At 71.4% G+C, this 24229-nt stretch carries 23 protein-coding genes; 11 read left to right on the top strand and 12 right to left on the bottom strand.

What is annotated here, in order from left to right; translation table 11 throughout:
- Positions 1-48 precede the first annotated feature (48 nt).
- Together R0232_RS34330 and R0232_RS34325 are read left to right on the top strand one after the other, a co-directional pair.
- Positions 49-504, top strand: a complete 456-nt coding sequence (locus tag R0232_RS34330) for a winged helix-turn-helix transcriptional regulator (protein WP_431514674.1) — start codon at positions 49-51, stop codon at positions 502-504.
- 16 nt (positions 505-520) lie between these two features.
- Entirely contained in the window at positions 521-1501 is a 981-nt protein-coding gene (locus R0232_RS34325) for a LysR family transcriptional regulator (RefSeq protein ID WP_431513779.1), read from the top strand.
- Positions 1502-1521: 20 nt separating this feature from the next.
- Here R0232_RS34325 and R0232_RS34320 read toward each other — a convergent pair whose 3' ends face one another.
- The 9 genes from R0232_RS34320 to R0232_RS34280 all read right to left on the bottom strand — a co-directional run bounded on the left by R0232_RS34320 (position 1522) and on the right by R0232_RS34280 (position 11004).
- On the bottom strand, positions 1522-2634 hold the full coding sequence (locus R0232_RS34320; protein WP_208514103.1) for a class II histone deacetylase: 1113 nt from the start codon (positions 2632-2634) through the stop codon (positions 1522-1524).
- Positions 2606-3676, bottom strand: coding sequence for a branched-chain amino acid ABC transporter permease (locus R0232_RS34315; protein WP_431513778.1), 1071 nt, complete (start codon positions 3674-3676; stop codon positions 2606-2608). The genes R0232_RS34320 and R0232_RS34315 overlap by 29 nt, the downstream gene beginning before the upstream one ends.
- A gap of 6 nt (positions 3677-3682) precedes the next feature.
- Entirely contained in the window at positions 3683-4549 is an 867-nt protein-coding gene (locus tag R0232_RS34310; protein WP_431513777.1) for a branched-chain amino acid ABC transporter permease, read from the bottom strand.
- Between the two features lie 10 nt (positions 4550-4559).
- Positions 4560-5258 (bottom strand): ABC transporter ATP-binding protein, encoded by a 699-nt coding sequence (locus R0232_RS34305; protein ID WP_431513776.1) that lies wholly within the window; start codon positions 5256-5258, stop codon positions 4560-4562.
- On the bottom strand, positions 5245-5994 hold the full coding sequence (locus tag R0232_RS34300) for an ABC transporter ATP-binding protein (RefSeq protein WP_431513775.1): 750 nt from the start codon (positions 5992-5994) through the stop codon (positions 5245-5247). Before R0232_RS34300 ends, R0232_RS34305 begins: the two co-directional genes overlap by 14 nt.
- 11 nt (positions 5995-6005) lie before the next feature.
- The gene (locus R0232_RS34295) at positions 6006-7313 is read right to left on the bottom strand and encodes an ABC transporter substrate-binding protein (RefSeq protein WP_431513774.1); all 1308 of its coding nucleotides are present in this window, start codon (positions 7311-7313) and stop codon (positions 6006-6008) included.
- A gap of 104 nt (positions 7314-7417) precedes the next feature.
- Positions 7418-8401 (bottom strand): Bug family tripartite tricarboxylate transporter substrate binding protein, encoded by a 984-nt coding sequence (locus R0232_RS34290; protein WP_296783586.1) that lies wholly within the window; start codon positions 8399-8401, stop codon positions 7418-7420.
- A gap of 41 nt (positions 8402-8442) precedes the next feature.
- Positions 8443-9879 carry an amidase gene (locus R0232_RS34285; RefSeq protein WP_431513773.1) on the bottom strand — a complete coding sequence of 479 codons (1437 nt, stop codon included), beginning with the start codon at positions 9877-9879 and terminating at the stop codon, positions 8443-8445.
- 141 nt (positions 9880-10020) lie between these two features.
- The gene (locus R0232_RS34280) at positions 10021-11004 is read right to left on the bottom strand and encodes a helix-turn-helix domain-containing protein (protein ID WP_431513772.1); all 984 of its coding nucleotides are present in this window, start codon (positions 11002-11004) and stop codon (positions 10021-10023) included.
- A 177-nt stretch (positions 11005-11181) separates the two neighbouring features.
- On the opposite strand from R0232_RS34280, the gene R0232_RS34275 reads away from it, so the two are divergent.
- Positions 11182-11661 carry an SRPBCC family protein gene (locus R0232_RS34275; protein ID WP_431513771.1) on the top strand — a complete coding sequence of 160 codons (480 nt, stop codon included), beginning with the start codon at positions 11182-11184 and terminating at the stop codon, positions 11659-11661.
- Positions 11662-11666: 5 nt separating this feature from the next.
- Here R0232_RS34275 and R0232_RS34270 read toward each other — a convergent pair whose 3' ends face one another.
- The gene (locus R0232_RS34270) at positions 11667-12164 is read right to left on the bottom strand and encodes a MarR family winged helix-turn-helix transcriptional regulator (RefSeq protein WP_093345485.1); all 498 of its coding nucleotides are present in this window, start codon (positions 12162-12164) and stop codon (positions 11667-11669) included.
- Positions 12165-12300: 136 nt separating this feature from the next.
- Here R0232_RS34270 and R0232_RS34265 point away from each other — a divergent pair, with 136 nt between their 5' ends.
- The 7 genes from R0232_RS34265 to R0232_RS34235 are packed head-to-tail and all read left to right on the top strand — an operon-like array spanning position 12301 to position 19977.
- Positions 12301-13743, top strand: a complete 1443-nt coding sequence (locus tag R0232_RS34265; protein ID WP_431513770.1) for an NAD-dependent succinate-semialdehyde dehydrogenase — start codon at positions 12301-12303, stop codon at positions 13741-13743.
- Positions 13740-15110: an aminotransferase class III-fold pyridoxal phosphate-dependent enzyme gene (locus R0232_RS34260; RefSeq protein ID WP_431513769.1), complete on the top strand. Its 1371-nt coding sequence runs from the start codon at positions 13740-13742 to the stop codon at positions 15108-15110. Before R0232_RS34265 ends, R0232_RS34260 begins: the two co-directional genes overlap by 4 nt.
- On the top strand, positions 15107-16351 hold the full coding sequence (locus R0232_RS34255) for a Tm-1-like ATP-binding domain-containing protein (RefSeq protein WP_431513768.1): 1245 nt from the start codon (positions 15107-15109) through the stop codon (positions 16349-16351). The genes R0232_RS34260 and R0232_RS34255 overlap by 4 nt, the downstream gene beginning before the upstream one ends.
- Positions 16348-17031, top strand: a complete 684-nt coding sequence (locus tag R0232_RS34250) for an HAD-IA family hydrolase (RefSeq protein ID WP_431513767.1) — start codon at positions 16348-16350, stop codon at positions 17029-17031. Before R0232_RS34255 ends, R0232_RS34250 begins: the two co-directional genes overlap by 4 nt.
- Positions 17028-18419, top strand: a complete 1392-nt coding sequence (locus tag R0232_RS34245; RefSeq protein ID WP_431513766.1) for a transaminase — start codon at positions 17028-17030, stop codon at positions 18417-18419. Before R0232_RS34250 ends, R0232_RS34245 begins: the two co-directional genes overlap by 4 nt.
- On the top strand, positions 18416-19210 hold the full coding sequence (locus R0232_RS34240; protein ID WP_431513765.1) for an SDR family oxidoreductase: 795 nt from the start codon (positions 18416-18418) through the stop codon (positions 19208-19210). The genes R0232_RS34245 and R0232_RS34240 overlap by 4 nt, the downstream gene beginning before the upstream one ends.
- On the top strand, positions 19207-19977 hold the full coding sequence (locus R0232_RS34235; protein ID WP_431513764.1) for an SDR family NAD(P)-dependent oxidoreductase: 771 nt from the start codon (positions 19207-19209) through the stop codon (positions 19975-19977). Before R0232_RS34240 ends, R0232_RS34235 begins: the two co-directional genes overlap by 4 nt.
- A gap of 26 nt (positions 19978-20003) precedes the next feature.
- Here R0232_RS34235 and R0232_RS34230 read toward each other — a convergent pair whose 3' ends face one another.
- Both R0232_RS34230 and R0232_RS34225 read right to left on the bottom strand, forming a co-directional pair.
- Positions 20004-20819: a hypothetical protein gene (locus R0232_RS34230; protein WP_431513763.1), complete on the bottom strand. Its 816-nt coding sequence runs from the start codon at positions 20817-20819 to the stop codon at positions 20004-20006.
- A 137-nt stretch (positions 20820-20956) separates the two neighbouring features.
- Positions 20957-22075 (bottom strand): Fic family protein, encoded by a 1119-nt coding sequence (locus R0232_RS34225; RefSeq protein ID WP_431513762.1) that lies wholly within the window; start codon positions 22073-22075, stop codon positions 20957-20959.
- 254 nt (positions 22076-22329) lie between these two features.
- Between R0232_RS34225 and R0232_RS34220 the strand changes: the two genes are divergently transcribed.
- Positions 22330-24225 carry a diguanylate cyclase domain-containing protein gene (locus R0232_RS34220; RefSeq protein ID WP_208508541.1) on the top strand — a complete coding sequence of 632 codons (1896 nt, stop codon included), beginning with the start codon at positions 22330-22332 and terminating at the stop codon, positions 24223-24225.
- Positions 24226-24229: the final 4 nt, after the last annotated feature.

Below are 24229 nucleotides of genomic sequence, written 5' to 3'. Positions count from 1 at the left end.
CCGCCCATGACCCCGAAGACCCCCACGCCCATCAGCCCCGAGCAGCGGATGAAGTACTGCCCCATCGTGCGCAGCCTCGAGCGCGTGGGCGAGCGGTGGAGCATCCTGATCCTGCGCGACGCCTTCTACGGCATCACCCGCTTCGACGACTTCGTCAACAGCCTGCAGATCGCGCCCAACATGCTGACGCGCCGGCTCAACTCGCTGGTCGAGGACGGCCTGCTCGAGAAGCGCCAGTACAGCGAGCGCCCGCCGCGCTTCGAGTACTGCCTCACGCCGCTGGGCCGCGACTTCCGGCCGGTGCTGCTCTCGCTCGTGACCTGGGGCAACCGGCACTTCGCCACCGAGGGCAAGAGCGTGGTGCTGCAGGAGAAGGAAACGGGCCGGCAGATCGATCCCGTGCTGGTCGACCGCAGCAGCGGCGAGCCCATCACCGAGACCACGCACGTGCTGGTGCAGCGGCGCCCGGCCGCGCGCACGGCCGGCGCCGCCAAGGCGTCCTGAACGGAGCAGGGATTCGATGGACGGTCTCGAGCACCTGCGCACCTTCCTCGAGGTCGCCAAGCGCGGCAGCTTCTCGCGCGCCGCCGACATGCTGGGCATCTCGAAGGCCAGCGTCAGCAAGCATGTCGCGCAGCTGGAGGCCAGCTTCAGCGTGCGGCTGTTCAACCGCTCGACGCGTTCGGTCACGCTGACCGACGCGGGCCGGCTGCTGCGCGAACGCAGCATGCCGCTGATGGAGATGGTCGAGGACACGCAGAACGAGCTGCAGGCCCATGGCGCGCGCCCGAGCGGGCGCCTGCGCGTGGCGGCGCCGCACGGCCTCGTGCAGACCGACTTCCCCGGCCTGCTCGGCGAGTTCATCACCCTGCATCCCGATGTCCACATCGACCTGCACCTGAGCAACCGCGTGATCGACCTGGTCGAGGAAGGCGTGGACGTCGCCCTGCGCGTGGGCCGCATCGGCGACGAGAACCTGATCGTGCGCAAGCTGCGCCCGATGGCGCTGGTGCTGTGCGCCACGCCAGGCTACTGGGCCCGGCGCGGCATGCCGCGGGTGCCCGACGACATGCGCCGCCACGAAGTGCTCGCCTACTCGGCCGGCGGCGGCCCCGCGCACTTGCCCTTCGAGATCGACGGCAAGCCCCACAGCGTGCCGGTGAACGCACGCATGGACGCCAACGATGCGGCGGCCCTGATCGCCGCGGCGCTCGCGGGCGTCGGCGCCGTCTGCGTGCCCGCGCTGCTCGCGCAGCCGCACATCGACGGCGGCCGGCTCGTGCCCGTGCTCAAGGACTTCATGCCCAGCGACCTCTGGCTGTTCGCGGCCTACACGCAGCGCCGCCACAACAGCGCGGCGCTGCGCGCGCTGCTCGACCTGCTGGAGGCGCGCATGCAGACGGCGAGCGCGGCGCCGCCGAAGGCCGCGCCGGCGAGCCGCCAGCGCGCCGGTTCGCACTGGCATCCGTTCCAGGCGCTCGGGCACGCGCAGCCCGCCTGAGCCCGGGCCCGGCGCTGCGCTCAGAGCCCGTGCAGCGCCGCCATCTCGTCGATCAGCCCGCGCTGGAACGCATCGAAGCGCGCCGAGGGCTGCTGCAGGCCGAAGAAGTCGCTGAACGGATCCTGCACCTCGGTGCGGTGGCCCGAGAGTTCCTCGACCACCGCGAGACCGCAGAAGGGCACGCAGGCCTCGGAATAGCCGCCCTCGTGCACCACCACCACGCGGCCTTCGCTGTGCCGCGCCGCGAGCGCGTTGACCTGCTTCATCATCTGGCGGAACGACTCGGGATGCAGCTGCATGCGCGCCAGCGGATCGACCGCATTGGCATCGAGGCCGCTGGCCACCACGATCAACTCGGGACGGAAGCGCTCGACCACCGGCGCCACGATGCGCTCGAAGGCATACATGTAGCTCGCGTGGCCGCCGCCGGGCTGCAGCGGCACGTTGACGTTGAAGCCCAGGCCCTCGCCCTCGCCGCGGTCCTCGGCGCCGCTGTAGCCGGGCGGGAAGCAGTTCTCCTGGTGAAGCGAGACGGTCAGCACGTCGGGGCGGTCGTAGAAGATCTCCTGCGTGCCGTTGCCGTGGTGCACGTCCCAGTCGATCACGGCCACGCGCTTGACGCCACGGCGCGCCTTCATGGTCTCGATCGCCACCGCGATGTTGTTGAACAGGCAGAAGCCCATGCTGTGCTCGCGCAGGCAGTGGTGACCCGGCGGCCGCGTGAGCGCGAAGGCGTTGCGGTGGCGGCCCTGCAGCACGCTGTCCATGGCGGCGATGGCCAGGCCGGTCGAGAGCTTCGCGATCTCGTAGCTGCCGGGACCGAAGGGCGCGACCTCGCCGAGGTCGCCGCCGCCCGCATCGCTGGCGGCCTTGAACTTCTCGAGGTAGCTCGCGGGATGCACGCGCCGCAGGTCCTCCTCGCTGGCCATCGGCGCGCCCAGCAGGTCGAGCTGCGCGCTGAGGCCCGACACGTCCATCAGCGACTTGATGCGGCGCTTGGAATCGGGCGACTCGGCCATGCCGCTGCCGGCCATGGGCTGGACCCAGCCGCCGACCGGCAGGAACAGGGCGTGCAGCCCGCCCGGCACGTGCCAGAAGGTGCGTTCATCGTGAAAGAAGGCGGTGTTCTTCATGCGTTGCGTCCTCGGTGGTGTGGGAAATGGAAGAAGAAGTAGAAGAGGAAGGGGAAATCGATGCCGCCCTGTGCGGCGGATGGCGCTGCACGCTCAGGCCGCGCCAGCCCCAGCGCTCGCGCGCCAGGCCCCAGAGGCCGCGCGGCGCCAGCAGCATCACGGCCACCGCGATGCTGCCCATGGCGATCAGGTACCAGCCGCCCGACATCGCGAACCAGGTGTTGAACAGCTCGCGCAGCCCGAAGTAGATCAAGGTGCCGATCAGCGGGCCCTCGATGGTGCCGATGCCGCCGATGATGACGATGAACATCGCGGTCACGACCCAGTTGATGTCGAAGGCCGAGTCGGGCGAGACGAACATCGTGCCCATGAAATGCGCGCCGCCGGCCAGCCCGAAGCCCAGGCCCGAGAGCACGAAGGCGATGAAGCGGTTGCGCCAGACGTTCACGCCGATGCTGGTGGCGGCCAGTTCGTTGTCGCGCACCGCCATCAGCCCGAGGCCGAAGGGCGAGCGCATCAGCAGGTAGACGCCGGCCACGGCCGCGAGGCCGATCGCACCCGAGATCCAGAACGCGTTGCGCTGGAAGGTCTCGGCATCGACCAGCCGCACCGCCTGCAGCGGCACGCCCGATTCGCCGCCGAACAGCGGGAACTTGGCGACCAGCAGCCGCACGATCTCGGCCAGCACCCACATGCCGATCGAGAAGTAGGCATCGCGCAGCCTGAACATCAGCGGTGCCACCGCGGCCGCCAGCAGCGCCGCGCCCACGCCGGCCAGCGGCACCATCCAGTAGGGAGAGAGACCGAGCCGGTCGGAGACCACGAACACCAGGTAGGCGCCGATGCCGACGAAGGCCTGGTGCCCCATCGACACCAGCCCGGTGTAGCCGGCCAGCAGGTTCCACATCTGGGCCATGGCCAGCACCACGAGCACCTCGCTCAGCAGGCGCAGCAGGCCGGCATCGGCCACCGTGGGCGCGCAGGCGATGGCGAGGGCCGCGGCGAGGAAGCCGATCGAGGGAAAAAGAGATGGGTTGCGCATCGGGTGTCAGGCCCGTTGGCCCGCGATGCCGTTCGGGCGCACCATCAGGACGATGAAGAACAGCAGGTGCGCATAGAGCGCGCCCGCGTTGGAATCGAGCCGCTGCCCCGCGAGCTGCGCCACGCCCAGCGCGATGCCGCCGGCCAGCGCGCCCCAGAACGAGCCCATGCCGCCGATGATCACGACCTCGAAGGCACCGAGCAGCCGCTCCACGCCCGAGAACGGCGTGAATGAGGTGCGCAGCGCCAGCAGCAGCCCCGCCACCGAGGCAAAGGCCAGCGACAGTCCCATGACCACGCCGTAGACATGACGCGGCCGCACGCCCATGGTGCGCACGATCTCGCGGTGGTCGGAGGTGGCGCGCACGATCAGGCCGAAGCGCGAGTGCCGCAGCAGCCACTGCAGCGCGCCGAAGGCCAGCACCGCGAGCCCCAGCACCAGCACCGGGTACCAGCCGATGCGCAGGCCGCCGAGCTCGAAGCCGGCCGTGGCCAGCGCGCCGCCGTCGAGCGCGCGCGGGTCGGCGCCGAACAGCTCGACCATCAGGTTGCGCAGCACCACCGCGATGCCGAAGGTCACCAGCACCGGCGTGAGCGGATCGTCGGTCGCCACCGCGCGGTTGAGCAGCAGCCGCTGCAGCAGGTAGCCGGTGCCGAAGGCGGCCAGCGCCACCGGCACCAGCAGCAGCAGCGGCGACACCTGCGGGAACTGCGCGGCCAGGAACACCGCGAAGTAGGCCGCGAGCACGACGAACTCGCCGTGCGCGAGGTTGACCATGCGCATCACGCCGAAGACCAGCGCCAGCCCGAGGCCGAAGAGCGCATAGAGGCCGCCGAGCAACACGCCGTTGATGAGGGTTTCGATCCAGGCCATGGTGCTTCTCTCAGTGCCCGAAGTAGGCGTTGGCGATCTGCTGCGCGCTGAAGTCCGACGCGGGGCCGGCCAGCGTGACGCGGCCCTTGAGCAGGCAATAAACGCGCTGCGCGATGCGGCAGGCGCGCGTCACGTCCTGCTCCACGATCAAGAGCGCCGTGCCCTGCGCCTGGATGTCGCCGAAGGCGCGGTAGATCTGTGCGATCACCACCGGCGCCAGGCCCAGCGAGATCTCGTCGCACAGCATCAGCCGCGGGTTGGCCATCAGCGCGCGGCCGATGCTCACCATCTGCTGCTGGCCGCCCGACAGCCGCGTGGCCGGCCGGTGCCGGAACTCGCGCAGGATCGGGAACAGCGCATACACGGTGGCCAGGTTCCAGTGGCCGGCCCGGCCGCACAGCGCGCCCATGCGCAGGTTCTCCTCCACCGTGAGCGAGGCGAACAGCATGCGGCCCTCGGGCACCAGTGCGATGCCGCGGCGCGCGATGCGCTCGGCCGGCTCGGCCTCGATGGCCTGGCCGTCGAAGCGCACCGTGCCGCGGCTGCGCCGGCCCAGGCCCGCAATGGCGCGGATCAGCGTGGACTTGCCGGCCCCGTTGGCGCCGATCAGCGCCGTGGCCTCGCCCTCGCCCACGTCGAGCGACAGGTCGAACAGCGCCTGCAGGTCGCCGTAGTGGCTGCAGAGGTCTCGCACTTCAAGCAGCGGCATGGGCGCCCTCCTCTGCTTCTTCTCCGACGCCCATGTAGATCTCGCGCACCTCGCGGCTGGCCATCGCGGCGGCCGGTGCGTCCTCAAGCAGCTTGCGGCCGAAGTTCAGCACCATGATGCGGTCGGCCACCGCCATCAGCGCCTGCGCGATGTGCTCGATCCAGATCATCGCCACGTCGCGCTTGAGCTCGAGCACCAGCGCGACCAGCACCTGCACCTCGGCCTCGGTCAGGCCGCCCGCGATCTCGTCGAGCAGCAGCAGGTGCGGCCGAGCCGCGAGGCCCTTGGCCAGTTCGAGCCGCTTGCGGTCGAGCAGCGGCAGCCGGCCCGCGGGCACCTCGGCGCGGTCGGCCAGGCCGGTGCGCTCGAGCACCTCCCAGGCCAGCTGCGCGGCCTGCGCGCGCGGCAGCCGCGCCGCGAAGCTGGCGGCGGCCAGCGCGTTCTCGTAGGCGCTCAGGTGCGCGAAGGGCTGCGGGATCTGGAAGGCGCGCGCCACGCCCAGCCGCGCGCGCGCATCGGCGCGCAGGCCGACCAGCTCGCGGCCCTCGAGCCGGATGCTGCCGGCATCGGGCACGGCCACGCCGGTGATCAGGTTGAACAGCGAGCTCTTGCCGGCCCCGTTGGGGCCGACCACGCCGAGGCACTGGCCGCGCGCGAGCGCGAGCGACACGCCGTCGGCCACCACGATCTCGCCGTAGCGCTTGCACAGGCCGTCGATGACGAGGCAGTCGGTCATGCGTCGCGGGCTCAGGCCTTGAGCTGCGACAGCAGCTTGAGTTCGTCTTCCACCGGGATCTGCTTCGCGGTGCTGTTGTGCGTGATCACCAGCTCGTACGGGAACTTCGCGCCCGCGGCGGTCTTGCGCCACTGGCCCGCCACCATCGGCGTGACGGCCACGCTCTTGATCGGGCTGCCCTTGAAGTCGATGCGCCCGACCACCGAGTCGAGCTGCAAGTTGGCCAGCGCATCGCGCACCGCCTTCTTGTCTTTTGGATTGGTCGCGTTCTTCAGCGCCGCGATGCCGACCTCGAACAGCGCATGGCCGTAGCCGATGGGCTGGGTCCACTGCTTGCCGGTGGAGCTCTCCCAGTCGGCCGCCAGTGCCTTGGCGCTCTGGCCGGTCAGCGAGGACTTGAACGGAAAGTTGGGCGTCCACCAGACCTCGGTCGACATGCCGTTGCCGGCCGCGCCCAGCGACTCGACCGCGCTCGGGAACAGGAAGGCCGCCGCCATCGTCACCACCTCGGGCCGGTAGCCCGACTGCTGCGCCTGCTTCCAGAAGGTGGCGAAGTGGTTGGCATAGGCGAAGCCCGAGACGATGTTCGCGCGCGCCGCCTTGAAGCTCGAGACCTGGTTGCTGAAGTCGTCGGTCGCGATCTTGAAGAAGCCGCCGTTGGTCTCCTTGTAGCCGCGCTGCTTCGCGCCGCCCGGGATGCCGGTGGCCGGATCGGCGAAGGCATGGCCCGGGCCGTTGTCGATGTAGAGCGTGCCCAGCGAGCGCTCCACCTTGAGCGGCTCCCACATGCCGAAGAAGTTCTTCAGCACGTCGTCGGCGCCCCAGAAGAAATGGAACGAGAACGGAAAGCCCTTCTGCGGCGTGGAGCCCCGGCCGAAGGTGATGGCCTGCCACGGGCCCATGGTCGAGACCATCGGCACGCCGTTGACGTCGCAGAGCTGGCCGGCCGCGAGCGCGGCATCGCTGTCCTGCACCAGCAGCAGGTCGACCTTCTCGCGCAGCAACAGCTCGCTGGCCATCGTGGCGCCGCGGTTGGCGTCGGACTGGGTGTCGCGCACCACGATCTCGACCTTGTAGTTGGTGCCGGCGATGGTGAGGCCGTCCTTCAGCGCGGCGCGCACGCGCTCCAGGCTCCAGGGGTCGGCCTCGCCGAAATTGGCGCGCACGCCCGACAAGGTCGTGAGGTAGCCGATCTTGATCGTCTTCGACTGCGCGTGCGACAGCGCGGGCACGCCGGCCAGCGCGGCCGCGCCGCCGCCGATGACGAGTTGGCGGCGCGTCAGCGCGCCTGAGGCTGCAAAAGGGAAAGCGGCGGGCATGGAATGCTCCTTGGCGATGGAGGATGGACAGGGCCGCATCCTCCCTCCGCGCGCCGGCTCGCCGTTATCGAAAACTGGCAAATCGCGGGCCGCGGCCGCCGCCCTCATTCGGGGCGCAGGTTGACCGACTTCGCGATCGCGCGGTAGCGCTCCACGTCGGCCTGGTAGCCGCGGCGCAGCTCGGCCAGCGTCTGCTCGGGCGCCACCTTGCTGCCGCCGAGCTCGATGGCGCGGCGCAGCTCGGGCTTGCGCATCATCTCGTTGAAGGCCACGTGCAGCCGCTGCTGCGTCTCCTCGGGCACGCGCTGCGACACCTGCGCGCCGGCCCAGAGGCTGTAGACGAAGTCGTCGAGCCCCTTGCTGGCGCGGATCAGCGGAATGGCGCCGAAGCGCTCGTGCGGCGTGGCGGCCGCGATCCCCAGCGCCTTGACCTTGCCGGCATCCAGCAGGTCGGGCACGTTGCCGGCCAGCGGCGCGAACACCAGGTCGATCTGGCCACCGAGCAGGTCGTTGATGATCGGCGCGAAGCCCTTGTAGGGCACGTGCAGCATCTTGGTGCCGGTCTGCTGCGTGAAGCGCTCGCCCAGCAGGTGGTAGAGCGAGCCCGGGCCGATGCTGCCGTAGCTCAGCTCCTTCGCGTCGGGCTTGCGCAGCTGCGCGATCAGCTCGTCGACGCTGCCCGGGCCCAGGTCCTTGCGCGCCAGCAGCACCATCGAGGTCACGGCCATCATGCCGATGGGGCGGAAGTCCTCGGCCTTGTAGCGCGCGCTCGCGAGCGTGAGCGGCGTGAGCATCAGCTCCATCGGCGAGCCCATCAGCAACACCGAGCCGTCGGCCGCGCCGTTGGCGGCCTTCATCACGCCCAGCGATCCGCTGGCGCCGGGCACGTTGTCGACCACGGCCGGCTGGCCCAGCAGCCGCGACAGCTCGGGCGCGGCCAGCCGCGCGTTGATGTCGGAGCCGCCGCCGGCCGGGTAGGGAACGATCAGGTTCAGGGTCTTGCCGGCCAGCCCCTGGGCCAGGACGGAACCGGCCATGGTGGACAGGCCGGCCGCCAGGCCGGCACCGATCATCGAACGTCTGCGCATGCGCTTTTCTCCTCGGGTGGTTGTTGTGTGTTCTCGGAAATTCAGGCCGCGGCCAGCAGCGGCGAGCGCGCGTCGGCGAAGGGCACGGCCTGGTGCCAGCCGTGCGCGAGCCGCAGCACCTCGAGGTCGGCGCCGGGCCGGCCGATCAGCTGCAGGCCCATCGGCAGGCCGCGCGTCGCGCCGTCGGGCGAGAAGCCGGCCGGCACCGCCATCGCGGGCAGGCCCGCGAGCGAGGGGCCGATGGTCACTTCCATCCAGCGGTGGTAGGTGTCCATCGCGCGGCCGCCGACCTCGCGCGGCCAGTGCAGCTCGGCCGGCAGCGGAAAGGCCTGCGCGGCCGGCAGCACCAGCACGTCGAAGCGCTCGAACAGCTTGAGCAGCGTGGCATGCCAGCGGGTGCGCGTGACGGCGGCCTCGTGCAGCGCGGGCACGGCCAGCCGCTGGCCCTGCTCGATCTCCCAGCAGGCCTCGGGCTTGAGCTTCGCGCGCAGCGCCGGATCGGCATGCAGGCCCTGCAGCGCGCCGGCCACGATGAAGCCGCGCAGGCGCAGCCAGGCGGTCCACAGCGCGTCGAAGTCGAAATCGGGCACGGCCGGCTCGACCGTGCAGCCCAGGGTGTCGAAGTGGCGCAGCGCCGCCTCGCACAGCGCCATCACGCCCGGGTCCATCGCCAGGTGGCCGCCGAGGTCGCCGAGCCATGCCACGCGCGTGCCGCGCAGCTCGGCATCGAGCGGCTGCGCGAAGGCCTCGCCGTCGCCGGCCAGGCTCAGCGGCGAGCGCGGATCGTGGCCGGCCTGCACCGACAGCAGCCAGGCCACGTCCTCGGGCGTGCGGCCCATCGGCCCTTCGCAACCCAGTTGCTGGAAGAACAGCTCGGGCCCGGGCCCGGTCGGCACGCGGCCCAGCGAGGGCCGCAGGCCGTAGACATGGTTCCAGGCCGCCGGGTTGCGCAGCGAACCCATCATGTCGCTGCCGTCGGCCACGGGCAGCATCTGCAGCGCGAGCGCCACCGCGGCGCCGCCGCTGCTGCCGCCGGCCGCGCGGTCGAGGTTCCAGGCGTTGCGCGTGGTGCCGAACACCGTGTTGTAGGTGTGCGAGCCCAGGCCGAACTCGGGCGTGTTGCTGCGCCCGACGAAGATCGCGCCGGCGCGGCGCAGCCGCTCGACCATGATCGCGTCGTGCGGCGTGAGCTGGTTCGCGAACAGCGGGCTGCCCATGGTGGTGGGGATGCCCGCGGTGGCGACGAAATCCTTGGGCGCCATCGGAAAGCCGTGCAGCCGGCCCACCGGCTCGCCGCGCGCCAGCCGCGCGTCGCAGGCATCGGCCTCGCGCAGCATCGCTTCGGGTGGCTGCAGCGACACCAGCGCGTTGACCTTCGGGTTGAGGCTGTCGATGCGCGCCAGGCAGGCCTGCATCAGTTCGCGGCACGAGAACTCGCGGCGCTTCAGCGCCGCGGCGAGCGCGCGGGCGCTCGGCAAGGTGGACGGAAAGGACGACATATGGCGATCGACGATAGCGATCGCGCCGCGAAGCGGGTATCAAGAATTGGCAAACCTAGCCTGCCGCGGCCCCCGGGATTCCCCTGGGTCGACCGATCGGCCGGTCGCCCGGTCGGCCCTTCAGTGGTGCATCAGCGCGGCACCACGCAGCGTCTGCGAGGGCAACTCGCCGAACTGGCGCCGGTAGTCGGTCGCGAACTGGCTCAGGTGCCAGAAGCCCCAGTGGGCCGCGACGTCCTGCACCGAACCGGCACCGAGGCGCTTGAGTTCGCGCCGCACGCCGTTGAGGCGCAGCGCCCGGAGGTAGCGCGCCGGGCTCAGGCCCAGCGTTTCCTGGAAGCAGTAGTTGAGCTTGCGCTGGCTCGCGCCGATGCGACTGCAGACCTCGAGCATCGACAGCGGCTCGTCGGGCCGCGCCATCATCAGCTCGCAGGCGCGGCGCACCACGCGGCGCTGCGCCTCGGTGGAACGCAGCTCGCGCAGGTCCACGTCCTCGGGAAGCGCCTCGAGCCAGGCCAGCAGCACGTCGTCGCGCAGCTGCGTGGTGGCGGTCGGGTCGGCGAGCAGCGCGGGCATCGCATCGAGCGCAGCGAAGGCGCCGAGCAACGTGCCGCGCAGCGCGCGCATGGTCGCGTCGTCGAAGTGCAGCACCACGCGCCGCGCCAGCCAGGCCGGCGGGCCGCGCTCGTCGAGGCGCTCGGCCAGCGACTGCAGCAGCGCGTTGTCGACCACGATGCCCATCAGCTCGAAGCCCGGCGGGCTGCACAGGTCGAGCTCGTCGCAGCGCCCGACCATCACCGACTCGGTGTCGAGCCGCTGGCCCGAGAAGCGCGCCTCGCCCTCCTGCCGGCAGGTCAGCGCGAAGCCGCAGCACTCGGGATTCATCTCGCCGTGCTGGCGCAGCGCGCGGTTGGTGGTCTCGCGCACCAGCCGCAGGCCCGGCAGCTGCACATGGTCGAGAAAGCCCGCGAAGCTGCCGCCCGACAGCATGTCGCACTCCAGGTGCCAGCCGCTCTGGCTGCTGGCATAGGCGTCGATGTCGTGCGTGGTGAGGGTCCAGCGCTCGATGGGAAGGCGGGGGGTGGAGGCGGTCTGGCAGTTCATGGGGGATATCCACGGGGACGGGGGATCCCCTGGACCGAAGCAATCTCCAGACCAGATTGTTTCGTTGACAACGATCTCAAAGCACCGGGAGAAACCCTCGGCGCCCGGGCCTGAATTCCATCGGATCCGCGTGCCCCGAAGAGAATGCGTGGCGATCCACGAACGCCAGGAGACTGCATGAGCCCCCAAGCCACCGGCCGGCTTCAAGGAAACGACCTGATCATCGAGCGCAGGTTTCGCGCGCCCATCGACGACGTCTGGGCCAGCGTCACGAGGCCCGGGGAGACCGCGCTCTGGTTCGGGCCCTGGGAAGGCGAGGCCGGCCAGGGCCTGACGGTGCGGCTCCAGCTGGTGCACGAAAAGGACCAGCCCTGGACCGAGCTGAGGATCGATGCCTGCGAGGCGCCGCATCGTCTCGCGGTCGCGACCGTGGACGAGTTCGGCGAGTGGCGCCTCGAGCTGACGCTGGCGCAGCAGGACGACATCACCACGCTGCGCTTCTTGCAACGCCTGGACGATCCGGCGCTCGCGGCAGAGGTGGGACCGGGCTGGGAGTACTACCTCGACATGCTGGTCGCCGCGCGCGAGGGCCGCGCGCTGCCTTCCTTCGGCGACTACTACCCCGCGCAGAAGGCCCACTACCTCCAGGGCCTGTAACCCGCCTACTCGAGCTCGCCGCTGGGCTCGAAGCCCGTGGTGCTGTCGAACAGCTTCTGCACGATGGTCTGCAGCACGCGCCGCTCGTCGGCCGTGAGCTGCGCGAACAGCCGCTGCGCGGTGTCGTGCGCGAGCGGCACCATGTCGCGGTAGAGCGCCAGGCCTTCTTCCTCGAGCGAGACGATGACCTTGCGCCGGTCCTCGGCGGAAGGGTGCATGTTGGCCAGGCCGAGGTCGACCAGCCGGTGCTGCGCGCGGCTCACGCGCGCCTTGTCCATGCTGGTCTTGCGCGCGATCTCGAGCGCAGACAGTGCACCGTACTTGCCGAGCACCACCACGATGCGCCACTCGGGGATCTGCAGCGCGAAGCGGCCGGCGATCGCCTGGCCCACCGACTGGCTCACGCGATTGGCGACCACCGAGAGCTGGAACGGCAGGAAGGTCTCGAGGTCGAAGGCATCGGCGATCGAGCGCGGCGGCGAGGAGGTGCGTGAACGGGGCACGGTGCGAGCGAGAAGGTGAAGAGCGCGGACAGTATAGGAACGCGTTCATGCATCGTGCCCACACAGCGACGATGGACGCACGAGGTTTGCCAGTTTTCGATAACGCGGCAGGGGGTGCGATCCCTATCGTCGCGGCATGGACTATCCCGAACTCGCCCTGCACATCGCCGGCCGATGGCGCACGCAGACCGCAGGCGGCCAACGCGCCGTCGTCGATCCCGCCACCGAAGCCACCCTCGCGCCACTGCCGCTCGCCAGCCGCGACGAACTCGCGCAGGCCGCCGAGTCCGCGCGCCGCGGCTTCGCGCTCTGGCGCGCGAAGAGCGCGCTCGAGCGCTGCAACATCCTGCGCAGCGCCGCGCAGACGATCCGCGACCGGGCGAAGACCATCGCGCAGGTGCTCACGCTCGAACAGGGCAAGCCGCTGGCCGAGTCGCTGCGCGAGGTCACGCTGTCGGCCGACATCGTCGACTTCCAGGCCGAGGAGGCCAAGCGCCTGTATGGCCGGCTGGTGCCGCCGCGCGTCGAGGGCATCCTCTCGCAGGCGGTCACGCGCCAGCCGGTCGGCCCCGTGGCGGCCTTCACGCCGTGGAACTTCCCGGCCAACCTGCCGACGCGCAAGCTCGCGAGCGCGCTGGCCGCGGGCTGCAGCGTGGTCATCAAGCCGGCCGAGGAGACGCCGGGCACCTGCATGCTGCTGGTGCGCGCCTTCCTCGACGCGGGCGTGCCGCCCGATGCGCTCAACATGGTGTGCGGCGATCCGGCCGAGGTGTCCGCGTTCCTCATCGACCATCCCGCGATCGCCAAGGTCTCGTTCACCGGCTCGGTCGCGGTAGGCCAGCTGCTCGGCGAACAGGCGGCGCGCCACGTCAAGCGCTTCACGGGCGAGCTCGGCGGCCACGCGCCGGTGATCGTCTGCGAGGACGCCGACTTCGCGTTCGCGCTGAAGAACTCGATCGCCGCCAAGTTCCGCAACGCGGGCCAGGTCTGCGCCTCGCCGATCCGCTTCTACCTGCCGCGCGCGCGCTTCGATGAATGGGCCGAGGCCTTCGTGCGGGCCGCGCGCGCGCTGCGCATCGGTGCCGGCACCGATCCCGCGACGCAGATGGGCCCGCTCGCGCATGCACGGCGCATCGAGGACATGCAGCGCTTCGTCGACGATGCCGTCGACCGCGGCGCGCGGCTGCTGTGTGGCGGCCGGCGCATCGCGCGGCCCGGCTACTTCTTCGAGCCCACGGTGATCGCCGATGCGCCCGACGACAGCCGCGTGATGCGCCAGGAGCCCTTCGGCCCGATCGCGGTGCTGCAGCCCTACGACACGCTCGACGAAGCCATCGCCGCCGCCAACGCCCTGCCCTACGGCCTCGGCGCCTATGCCTTCACGCGCGACCTGCAGACCGCGCACCGCCTGGGCGAAGCGCTCGAGGCCGGCATGGTCGGCATCAACCACTTCGGCGTCTCGCAGCCCGAGATGCCCTTCGGCGGCTGGAAGCAGAGCGGCATCGGCCAGGAGATGGGCGCCGAGGGCCTGCTGCACTACACCGAACTCAAGACCATCACCGTGGGAGTCCCCGCATGACAACGACAGACATCGACGCACTCAAGGAAGACAACGCCCGCTACCTGTGGCACCCCATGGCCCATCCGCAGGCCATGCAGAAGAGCAAGCCCGACATCGTCGCGCGCGGCCAGGGCTGCTGGATCTGGGACGTGGACGGCCACAAGATGCTCGACGGCGTCGGCGGCCTGTGGGCCGCGAACCTGGGCCACAGCAACCGGGCGGTGCGCGACGCGATCGTGGCGCAGCTCGACGAGCTGCCGTTCTACAACGTGTTCCGCGGCACCACGCATCCGCGCGCGATCGAGCTGTCGAAGCGCATCGTGCAGACGATGGAGCCCGACGGCGTGGCCGCGGTGTTCTTCAGCAACGGCGGCTCCGACGCGGTGGAAGGCGCGCTCAAGCTCGCGCGCCAGTACTGGAAGCTCCAGGGCCAGGCCGACCGCTACAAGTTCATCGCGCTGCGCCAGGGCTACCACGGCGTGCACTTCGGCGGCATGAGCGTGAACGGCAACCTCAACTTCCGCCGCGCCTACGAGCCCCTGCTGCCCGGCTGCTTCCATGTCGACACGCCGTGGCTCTACCGCAATCCCTACACGCAGGACCCCGAGGAGCTCGGCGAGATCTGCGCCACCTTGCTCGAGCGCGAGATCCAGTTCCAGGGACCCGACACCGTGGCCGCCTTCATCGCCGAGCCGATCCAGGGCGCCGGCGGCGTGATCGTGCCGCCGCCCAACTACTGGCCGCGCGTGCGCGAGATCTGCGACAGGTACGGCGTGCTGCTGATCGCCGACGAGGTCGTCACCGGCTTCGGCCGCGGCGGCGCGCTGTTCGGCACGCGGCTGTGGAACGTCAAGGCCGACCTCTGGTGCCTGGCCAAGGGCATCTCCTCGGGCTACGTGCCGCTGGGCGCCACCGCCATCGGCGCCAAGGTGGCCGAGGTCTTCCTCAACGACCCCACGGGCCAGGCCGCGGTGGGCCATGGCTACACCTACAGCGCGCATCCGGTGGCCGCGGCCGCGGCGCTCGCCACGCTCGACCAGATCGAGGCACTCGACGTGCCCGGCAACGCGGCGCGCGTGGGCGCGCATTTCCAGGCCCGCGTGCGGCCCTTCGTCGACCGCTTCAGCTTCGTCGGCGACGTGCGCGGCATGGGCCTGATGCTCGGCATCGAGATGGTGGCCGACAAGGCCACGCGCACCACGCTGCCGCGCGGCAACCCGATCGCCGCGAAGGTGGCGCAGGCGGCCTACCGGCGCGGGCTGATGGTGCGCATCTCGGGCCCGAACCTGATCCTGTCGCCGCCGCTGGTGATCACGCGCGAGGAGGTCGACTACATGGTCGATGCGCTCGAGGGCGCCTTCGCCGACGTGGAAGCCACGCTGTGAGCAAGGTGCCGACCGTTCTGCTGATCGGCACCGCCGACACCAAGAGCGCCGAGCTGCTGTTCATGCGCGAGTGCATCGAGGCCGGCGGCGGCCGCGTGACGGTGATGGACGTGGGCGTGCTCGACGGCGCGCCCTTCGTGCCTGAGATCACGAATGCCGAAGTGGCCGCGGCCGCCGGCCGCAGCGTGGCCGAGGTGGCGGCCAGCGGCGACGAGAACAGCGCCATGACCCTGATGGCGCGCGGCGCCGCCAGGCTGGCCGCGCGCTGGCATGCCGAGGGCCGCATCGACGGCCTGCTCGCGCTCGGCGGCACCATGGGCACCGACCTCGCGCTCGAGGTGGCGCAGGCACTGCCGCTGGGCGTGCCGAAGGTGGTGGTCTCTACCATCGCCTACTCGCACCTGCTGCCGCCCGAACGCATTCCGCCCGACCTGATCATGGTGCTGTGGGCCGGCGGCCTCTATGGCCTCAACAGCCTGTGCCGCTCGGCCCTGAGCCAGGCCGCGGGCGCGGTGCTCGGCGCCTGCCGCCAGGCGCGCGCGCCGGCCTTCGAGCGGCCGCTGGTCGGCATGACCTCGCTGGGCTCGAGCGCGCTGACCTACATGAAGACGCTCAAGCCCGCGCTCGAGGCGCGCGGCTACGAGGTCGCGGTGTTCCACACCACCGGCATGGGCGGTCGCGCCTTCGAGGCGCTGGCCGCCGAGGGCCGCTTCTGCGCCGTGATGGACTTCAGCCTGCAGGAACTGGCGAACCAGCTCGGCGGCTCCTGCGTGACCGCGGGGCCCGACCGGCTGCTCGGCGCCGGCCGCGCGGGCACGCCGCAGATCGTGGCGCCGGGCGCCATCGACATGCTCGACTTCCCGGCCTGGCAGCCCACGCCCCGAGGCCTCGAAGGCCGGCCGGCCCACACGCACAACCGGTTGCTGGCCTCGGCGCTCAGCGCGCCCGCGTTCCGGCGCGGCGTGGCGACCGAGATCGCGAGCCGCCTGGCCCGCGCGGAAGGCGCCACCTGCGTGCTGCTGCCGCTGCAGGGCATCGAGGGCTGGGACCGGCCCGGCGAGCCGTTGCACGATCCCGAAGGCCTGGCCGCCTTCACCGCCGCGCTGCGCGACAGCGTCGGCGCCACGCGCCTGATCGAGCTCGACGCGCACATCAACGACGCCGCCTTCTGCGAGGCCGCGCTGCAGGTGTTCGATGCCTGGGTCGCCGACGGCACCGTGCCCGCGGGGAGGCCCGCATGAGCGTGATGCACGCAACACAGGCCTTGGTGCTCGACTTCGGCGGCGTCATCAGCCGCACGCTGTTCGAGACCCATGCGCTGACCGAGGAAGCGCTCGCGCTGCCGCGCGGCACGCTGACCTGGCGCGGCCCCTTCGACCTCGCGAGCGATCCGCTGTGGCGCGACATGCAGGCCGACAAGCTCTCGGAGCGCGACTACTGGATGGCGCGCACCCGCGAGGTCGGCGCGCTGGTGGGCGAGCGCTGGGACGCGATGGAGACCTTCGTGCGGCGCGCGCGCGGCGCCGACCCCGAGGCCGCGATCCGCCCCGAGGCGCTCGCCGCCATCGAGGCCGCGCGCCGCGCCGGCTGCCGGCTCGCGATCCTCTCGAACGAGCTCGACCTGTTCTACGGCGCCGACTTCCGCCGCCGACTGCCCTTCATGGCGGCCTTCGACGTGGTGGTCGACGCCACCCACACCGGCATCCTCAAGCCCGATGCGCGCGCCTACCGGCAGTGCCTCGACGAACTCGGCCTGCCGCCCGAGGCCTGCGTTTTCGTCGACGACCAGCTGCGCAACATCGCCGGCGCCGAGCGCGTGGGCCTGCGCTGCGTGCACTTCGACGTGATGCAGCCCGCCGCGAGCTACGCGCAGGCTCTCGCGCTGCTCGGCATTCCCTCTTCCTCTTCGCAACGACCATGACCCCGACCTTCGAACCCACCGTGCCGCGCGAACGCGTGCAGGCCCTGATGCGCGCCGAGCAGGAGCGCTACGCGCGCACCCATGCGCGATCCGGCGAACTCTTCGCGCAAGGCCAGCAGGCCTGGCTCTACGGCGCGCCCTCGCACTGGATGCGCCGCTGGATCGGCGGCTGGCCGCTCTACGTGCAGGACGCGAAGCTGCCCTACGGCGCGCGCTTCGTCGACGTCGACGGCCACGGCTATGCCGACTTCTGCCTCGGCGACACCGGCGGCATGTGCGGCCATGGCCACCCTGCCGTGGTCGAGGCACTGGCGCGGCAGGCGCGCATCGGCAGCTCGCTGATGCTGCCCACCGACGACGCGGCCTGGGTCGGCGAGGAACTCGCGCGCCGCTTCGGCCTGCCCTACTGGAACCTCACGACCTCGGCTTCGGACGCCAACCGCGCCTGCATCCGGCTCGCGCGCATGGTCACGGGCCGGCCGCGCGTGCTGGTGTTCTCGGGCTGCTACCACGGCTCGGTGGAAGAGGCGCACGTCGAGCTGCGCGACGGCGCGGTCGCGATGCGCAACGACATCCACCCCAACGGCTTCCCGCACGACCGCCTGTCGGCCGTGGTCGAGTTCAACGACCTGCCCGCGCTCGAACGCGCGCTGCGCGCGGGCGACGTGGCCTGCGTGCTGGCCGAGCCGGCCATGACCAACTACGGCATGATCGCGCCCGCGCCCGGCTTCCACGACGCGCTGCGCCGCCTCACACGCGAGACCGGCACCCTGCTGGTCATCGATGAAACCCACACCATCTCGAGCGGCCCCGGCGGCTACACGCGCGCGCACGGCCTCGCGCCCGACATGTTCGTGATCGGCAAGGCCATTGCCGGCGGCATTCCCGCCGCGGCCTTCGGCCTCAGTGCCGAGACCGCCGAGCGCGTGTGGCAGGTGCTGCCCAAGCTGCATCCCACCAAGCGCCAGTCGGCGCATGCCGGCTTCGGCGGCACGCTGGCCGGCAATGCGCTCACCGTGGCCGTGATGCGCGCGGTGCTGTCGCAGGTGCTGACGCCCGAGGCCTTCGATCGCATGCTCGCGCTCGCCGAGCGGCTGGCCGATGGCGTGAACGCGAGCATCGCCAGGGCCGGCCTGCCCTGGCACGCGACCCAGGTCGGCGCGCGCGTCGAGACCCTGTTCTGCCCCGATGCGCCGCGCAACGCCGCCGACGTGCGGCGCACGCGCGACGGCGAGCTCGAGGCGCTGCTGCACCTCTACATGATGAACCGCGGCGTGCTGATCACGCCCTTCCACAACATGATGCTGTGCTGCCCCGGCACCACCGAGCGCGAAGTGGACGAGCACGATGCGGCCTTCGCCGATTTCGCGCGGGAGTGCAGCGCATGAGCGGCGACGATCCCTTCGGTCTGCATGGCAAGGTCGCGCTGGTCACCGGCGGCGGACGCGGCATCGGCGCCGCGATCGCGCAGGCCTTCGCCGAGGCCGGCGCCTCGGTGCTGATCGCCAACCGCACCGGCAGCGCCGGCGAGGCCGTGGCGGGCGAGCTGCGCGCGCACGGCTTCGCCGTGCAGGCACTGGCCTGCGACATCGGCCGGCGCGACGAGGCCGAGCGCGCGGTGGCCGAGGCGGTGCGCGTCTTCGGCGCGCTCGACATCGTGGTCCACAACGCCGCCGTCAATCCCTGGGCCGCCATCGACGCGATGAGCGACGAACAGCTCGAACGCACGCTGGCCGTGAACCTCAAGGCCTGCTTCTGGCTCGCGCAGGCGGCGGTGCCGCACCTGCGCGCGCGCGGCGGCGGACGTCTGCTCGTCACCTCCTCCGTGACCGGCCCGCGCGTCGCCATGCCCGGCAGCGCCCACTACGCGGCCAGCAAGGCCGGCGTCAACGGCTTCATCCGCAGCGCCGCGCTCGAGTACGCGCGCGAGGGCATCACCGTCAACGGCGTCGAGCCCGGCTACATCGCCAAGCAGGGCGGCTCGCTGCTGTCCGATCCCGCGAAGGCCGCGCGCATCGCGCGCCACATCCCGATCGGCGAGCTGGGCCGGCCCGAGGACATCGCCCTGGCGATGCGCTTCCTGGCGAGCCCCGCCGCGCGCTACATCACCGGGCAGACCATCGTGGTCGACGGCGGCTCGACCCTGCCCGAGAGTCCCTTCTTCGCGGAGCAGGCATGAGCGGACGGTTGCAAGGCAAGGCCTGCCTCGTCGTCGGCGCCGCGAGCGGCATCGGCGCCGCGGTGGCCGCGCGCTTCGCGAGCGAGGGCGCACGCGTCGCGGTCGCCGGCTGGCCGCGGCCGCAGCCGGTGGGCGACGGCCCCGCGCTCGACTGCGACGTGACCGACGACGCCGCCGTGCGCGCGACCGTGGCCGCGGTGATCTCGGCCTTCGGCCGCATCGACGTGCTCGTGAACTGCGCCGGCATCGTGCGCAACGACGACGCGGCCGACATCGACGACGAGGACTGGCGGCGGCTGCACGAGGTCAACCTCGGCGGCACCATGCGCTGCCAGCGCGCGGTGCTGCCGGGCATGGTGGCGCAAGGCGGCGGCGCGATCGTCAACATCGCCTCGGTGGCGGCCTTCAATGCCGGTGCCGGCATGGCGAGCTACGCCGCCAGCAAGGCCGGCGTGGTCGCGCTCACGCGCTCGGCCGCGCAGGCTTATGGACCGCGCGGCGTGCGCGTCAATGCGCTGTGCCCCGGCTGGGTCGACACGCCGATGAGCCGGCAGGAGATGCGCGACCTGGCCGCCGAGCGCGGCATCTCCGAGGAAGCCGCGCATGCACAGACCGTGGCGCGCATCGCGCTGGGGCGCATGGCCTCGGCCGAGGAGATGGCGGCCGCGTGCCTGTTCCTCGCGAGCGACGAGGCGTCGTTCGTGACGGGTGCGGCGCTGGTGGCGGATGGGGGCGCGCGGGTGCCGGCGTCGGCGCGCTCGGCGTAAAGCCGGAATGCGCTCGCCGGCCCGCGCTACCGGATTTCCTGGCAGCCGCCGGCAACGCACCTGACGAGCAACGCATAGCCGCTGTCGCAGGCGATGGTGAAGGTCTCGTCGTTGGCGCCGCGCCCCACGAAGCTGGCCTGCGGCGCCGCATGGCAGCTGCGCTGCCGCGCGAAGTCTTCCGCGCTCGCGATGTTGAGCGGCGAGGCGGGCTCGACCGCCGCGGGCGGTGGCGCGGGCCGGCTCGGCGCCGGCCGCACGGGTGCCGCCGCGACGCGTGGCGGACTCGTCGCCGGCGCCGCGGCCGCGAGCGGTGCCGCCTGCGATGGCGGTGCTGCGGCAGCGGGCTGCCCGGTCGGCGGCTCCTGCGCCGCCCGCACGAAGGTGCCGGGGGTCGGACCGTCGCCGCGGTTCTCGATGCGGTCGAACAGCCGTTCCTGGCCGAACACCAGCTGCATCCAGCTCGGATAGCTGAAGCCGCCGCCGGTGCCCGCGTCCACCGCCACGCCGATCAGGCCGCCGATCATGATGTTGCCCACCATGCCCACGTTGGCACGCGAGATGGCTTGCCCCACGGCGGCCGGATGGTTCGGGTGCGTGCAGCGCACCATCAGGTTCCCGCCCGAGCGGCGGACCTTGGTCTCGACGCCCGATGGCGCACTGGCCGTGCCCTTGTCGTTGGACATCTGGCAGTCCGCCTGGGTCACGACCTCGCCCGCCTCCGTGCGGGTTTCCAGCTTCACGTTCTGTTCCGTGCCATGAGTGATCGATGCACAGCCGGCCATCCAGCCGCTCAGCACCACCATGCCCACGAGTCCCCACCTCCGAATACCGGTCATCGTCATTTCATCTCCTCCAGTGTTGTTCTATCGCGCGGCGGAGAATAGCCGGTGGAGGCAAGGTCGGCTTCGATATCGTGCGGCGTGTCGCGCGGATGCTGCATCCGGCAAGAAGAGGGCGCGACGCAGCCGATGCATGGGCTTCAGAGCTCCATCAGCTCATAACCGGTACTGCGCCCACCTCCCACCGACTTCTTCAGCACCCCCAGCGCCAGCAACTGCGTGATGTCGCGCAGCGCCGTGTCCGGCGAACACTTGGCGATGGCCGCCCACTTGCTGCTGGTGAGCTTGCCTTCGAAGCCGTCGAGCAGGCGGTTGAGCAGCTTCGCCTGGCGCTCGTTCATCGGCGTGCCGGCCCAGCGCTGCCAGAAGCGGGCCTTGGCCAGCACGCCGTCGAGCGTGAGCTGCGCGCTGGCGGTGGCCCGGCCCAGCGTGCCGAGGAACCAGGCCAGCCATGCGGTGACATCGAGCGAGCCCTTCTGGGTGCGCTCGAGGATGTCGTAGTAGGCCTTGCGCTCGCGCTGGATCTGCGCCGACAGGCTGTAGAAGCGCTGCCCCGCGCCGTCGGCGCGGGCAAGGAACAGGTCGCCGACGGCGCGCGCGATGCGGCCGTTGCCGTCGTCGAAGGGATGCAGGGTGACGAACCACAGGTGCGCCAGGCCCGCCTTGAGGAGGGCGGGTTCGTCCGTCTCCCGGTTGGCCCAGGCCAGGAACGCTTCCACCTGCGCGGGCAGCATGTCCGCGGGCGGCGCCTCGAAGTGGACCTTGCGGCGATTCACCGGGCCGGAGACGACCTGCATCGGACCGGTCGCGTCATCGCGCCAACAGCCCACGGCGATCTTCGACAGGCCCGAATAGCCGGTCGGGAACAGTGCCGCGTGCCAGCCGAACAGGCGCTCGGCGCTCAGGGGTTGGCCACTGCGCGAGGTGGCGTCGAGCACCATCTCGACCACGCCTTCCACATGCCGGTCCACGGGCGCCAGCGCGCCGATGTCGAGCCCGAGCCGGCGCGCGATCGACGACCGGACCGAGGCCACGTCCAACACCTCGCCCTCGATCTCGCTGGTCTTGACCACGTCGTCGGTCAGCGCCGCCAGGCTGGCCTGGTCGCGCAGCGCGAGCCCCACGTCGGCCAGGCGGCCCAGCAAGGTGCCCTGGGCGCGGCTCACATCGGCCAGCGGCTGGGCCAGGGCGGGCAGGTCGTAGCGCCACCGGGGCCAGTCGTCGGCCTGCCAGATGTAGAGGTTTTCTCCGCGATCCATGCGGAGATTAGACGCCTGATTCGCCGCAAGCACAAACCATTCACCGCAATATCTGCGGTGAATGAGCCGTGCAATCACCGCACGACCAAGCGGGAACGGCCCCGATCCGGCCTCCCTCGGGAAGACCCCCAAGCCGTTCGTCGGCCACCCGTGGCAACCAGGCCACGCCCCGCCCCACCCACCGAAGTCCGTAGGACACAATTGCAAACTTCTTCATTCATGCCGCCTGGCAGCGGCGCGTCTCCGTTCGCCCCATGTCCCTGGTATCCGCGTTCGTCCGGTCTCGCGCCTTCGAGGATGAGGACGGACCGGCACGCCCACGCGCCGCGCACCGCAGGCCCTGCCGGCACTGGCTGCTGGCGCTGTGGCTGCTGCTCGCCGCGCTGACCCCGGCCCTCGGCGCACCGCCGCCCGGCAGCCAGCAACCGGTGCTCACGCTCTCGCGCCAGGCCGCCGGCCTGCCCGCGGTGCTGCAGCTCCAGTTCTTCGAGGACACGACCCGCGCCCTGGGCATCGACGAGGTCCGCACCCCGGCCCAGGAGGCGCGCTTCACCCTGCCCGACCAGCCGCTGCGCGGCCAGGAATCCGACCGCGTGCTGTGGTTCAAGCTGCAGATGCAGCTGCAGGACCCGGCCGATGCGGCGCGCGAATGGCTGATGCTAGTGCCCACGGTGTCGACGCGCGACATCCGCTTCTACGGCCCCTTCGACACCACGGGCCAGGCACTCGCCGAGCCCGTGGTCACCGGCATGCGCCACCCCTGGGCCACGCGGCCGGCCGCCTCCGAGCAGATGGCCTGGCGCTTCGAGCTGCCGGGGCCGGGCGTGTACACGGCCTACTTCCGGGTCGAGTCGACCTTCGCGCGCATCTACGACGTGACGCTCTGGGACCCGGCCGACTACCTCCAGTCGACGCAGGACAAGCGCATGTTCGACGGCGTCAGCTACGGCCTGCTGCTCGGGCTCACGGTCTATGGGCTGGTGCTGTTCGTGGTGTTCGGCGAGGCGCTCTATGCCTACTACATGCTGGCCTGCCTCTGCGGCCTGCTGGCGCTCGCGAGCATCAACGGCCATGCGCTGCGCTATCCCTTCGCCCACTGGCCGGCCGGCGCCGGCTTCGCCTACACGGCCGGGCCCGCGCTGTGGGCGCTGTGCAAGCTGCAGTTCGGCCGACGGCTGCTGCGGCTGTCGCACTTCGCGCCGCTGCTCGACCGGCTGGTGCAGGCCTTCTCGGTCGCGCTGCTGCTGGCCATTCCCTACGCGCACTGGGGCGCCCATCCGCTGATCACCTTCCGGCTGGTGCAGATGTCGGTGGTGGCCTCGACGGCCGTGATGGTGATCGGCGCGATGTTCGCGATCCGCCGGCGCTACTGGCCGGCCGTGCTCTATTGCATCGGGGTCGGGCTGCTGCTGGCGGGCATCGGCGCGATCGTGTTCGCGAGCTGGGGCTGGATCGAATGGGCGCCCGGCCAGATGAACGTCTCGCAGGCGGCGCTGGTGGCCGAGCTGGTGGTGTTCGCGGTGGCGATGGCCTCGCGGCTGCGGCTGGTGCTGCGCTCCGAGCAGGCGCTGACGGCGCGCACGCAGCAGCTGGTGGAAGCGCTGGGTACCGACGCGCTGACCGGCGCCGCCAGCCGCGCCGGCCTCGAGAGCCGCGGCGAGGAATGGCTGCGCAACGGCCAGCCCTTCGCGCTGATGCTGCTCGACCTCGACGGCTTCAAGGAGGTCAACGACGGCCACGGCCACGCGGTCGGCGACGCGGTGCTGGTGCAGACGGTGGCGCGGCTGCGCGCGCAGCTGCGCGCGAGCGACACGGTGGCGCGCCTGGGCGGCGACGAGTTCGCGATCCTGGTGCCGGGCCGGCCCTCGCGCGAGGCGCTCGCGCAGATGGCACGCCGCATCGTCGACGCCGGCCTGCAGCCCATCGAGGCCGATGGCGCCGAGGTCTCGGTCGGCATGAGCCTGGGCATCGCCTGCAACCCCGAGGACGGCCGCACGCTGGCACAGTTGCTGCGTTGCGCCGACCAGGCGATGTACCGCGTCAAGCAGCAGCGCCAGGGACCGGGCTTCGCCTTCTTCGGCGACACGCACGCGGGCCCGGCGCGCCCCACCCAGGCCGGGCCGCTGGCCGGCGGAACGGGCATCGCCTGATGTG

The sequence above is a fragment of the Variovorax sp. DAIF25 genome (assembly GCF_050711835.1).
Taxonomy (GTDB): domain Bacteria; phylum Pseudomonadota; class Gammaproteobacteria; order Burkholderiales; family Burkholderiaceae_C; genus Variovorax.
The sequence above is the reverse complement of the archived record's forward strand: the minus strand, read 5'-3'. Positions and strand labels throughout refer to the sequence as shown.

What these genes read in the sequence shown, in the direction of transcription:
- R0232_RS34330 (WP_431514674.1), top strand. Translation starts at nt 49, where the DNA reads ATGAAGTACTGCCCCATCGTGCGCAGCCTCGAGCGCGTGGGCGAGCGG.
- R0232_RS34325 (WP_431513779.1), top strand. Translation starts at nt 521, where the DNA reads ATGGACGGTCTCGAGCACCTGCGCACCTTCCTCGAGGTCGCCAAGCGC.
- R0232_RS34320 (WP_208514103.1), bottom strand. Translation starts at nt 2,634, where the DNA reads ATGAAGAACACCGCCTTCTTTCACGATGAACGCACCTTCTGGCACGTG.
- R0232_RS34315 (WP_431513778.1), bottom strand. Translation starts at nt 3,676, where the DNA reads ATGCGCAACCCATCTCTTTTTCCCTCGATCGGCTTCCTCGCCGCGGCC.
- R0232_RS34310 (WP_431513777.1), bottom strand. Translation starts at nt 4,549, where the DNA reads ATGGCCTGGATCGAAACCCTCATCAACGGCGTGTTGCTCGGCGGCCTC.
- R0232_RS34305 (WP_431513776.1), bottom strand. Translation starts at nt 5,258, where the DNA reads ATGCCGCTGCTTGAAGTGCGAGACCTCTGCAGCCACTACGGCGACCTG.
- R0232_RS34300 (WP_431513775.1), bottom strand. Translation starts at nt 5,994, where the DNA reads ATGACCGACTGCCTCGTCATCGACGGCCTGTGCAAGCGCTACGGCGAG.
- R0232_RS34295 (WP_431513774.1), bottom strand. Translation starts at nt 7,313, where the DNA reads ATGCCCGCCGCTTTCCCTTTTGCAGCCTCAGGCGCGCTGACGCGCCGC.
- R0232_RS34290 (WP_296783586.1), bottom strand. Translation starts at nt 8,401, where the DNA reads ATGCGCAGACGTTCGATGATCGGTGCCGGCCTGGCGGCCGGCCTGTCC.
- R0232_RS34280 (WP_431513772.1), bottom strand. Translation starts at nt 11,004, where the DNA reads ATGAACTGCCAGACCGCCTCCACCCCCCGCCTTCCCATCGAGCGCTGG.
- R0232_RS34275 (WP_431513771.1), top strand. Translation starts at nt 11,182, where the DNA reads ATGAGCCCCCAAGCCACCGGCCGGCTTCAAGGAAACGACCTGATCATC.
- R0232_RS34265 (WP_431513770.1), top strand. Translation starts at nt 12,301, where the DNA reads ATGGACTATCCCGAACTCGCCCTGCACATCGCCGGCCGATGGCGCACG.
- R0232_RS34260 (WP_431513769.1), top strand. Translation starts at nt 13,740, where the DNA reads ATGACAACGACAGACATCGACGCACTCAAGGAAGACAACGCCCGCTAC.
- R0232_RS34250 (WP_431513767.1), top strand. Translation starts at nt 16,348, where the DNA reads ATGAGCGTGATGCACGCAACACAGGCCTTGGTGCTCGACTTCGGCGGC.
- R0232_RS34245 (WP_431513766.1), top strand. Translation starts at nt 17,028, where the DNA reads ATGACCCCGACCTTCGAACCCACCGTGCCGCGCGAACGCGTGCAGGCC.
- R0232_RS34240 (WP_431513765.1), top strand. Translation starts at nt 18,416, where the DNA reads ATGAGCGGCGACGATCCCTTCGGTCTGCATGGCAAGGTCGCGCTGGTC.
- R0232_RS34235 (WP_431513764.1), top strand. Translation starts at nt 19,207, where the DNA reads ATGAGCGGACGGTTGCAAGGCAAGGCCTGCCTCGTCGTCGGCGCCGCG.
- R0232_RS34230 (WP_431513763.1), bottom strand. Translation starts at nt 20,819, where the DNA reads ATGACGATGACCGGTATTCGGAGGTGGGGACTCGTGGGCATGGTGGTG.
- R0232_RS34225 (WP_431513762.1), bottom strand. Translation starts at nt 22,075, where the DNA reads ATGGATCGCGGAGAAAACCTCTACATCTGGCAGGCCGACGACTGGCCC.
- R0232_RS34220 (WP_208508541.1), top strand. Translation starts at nt 22,330, where the DNA reads ATGTCCCTGGTATCCGCGTTCGTCCGGTCTCGCGCCTTCGAGGATGAG.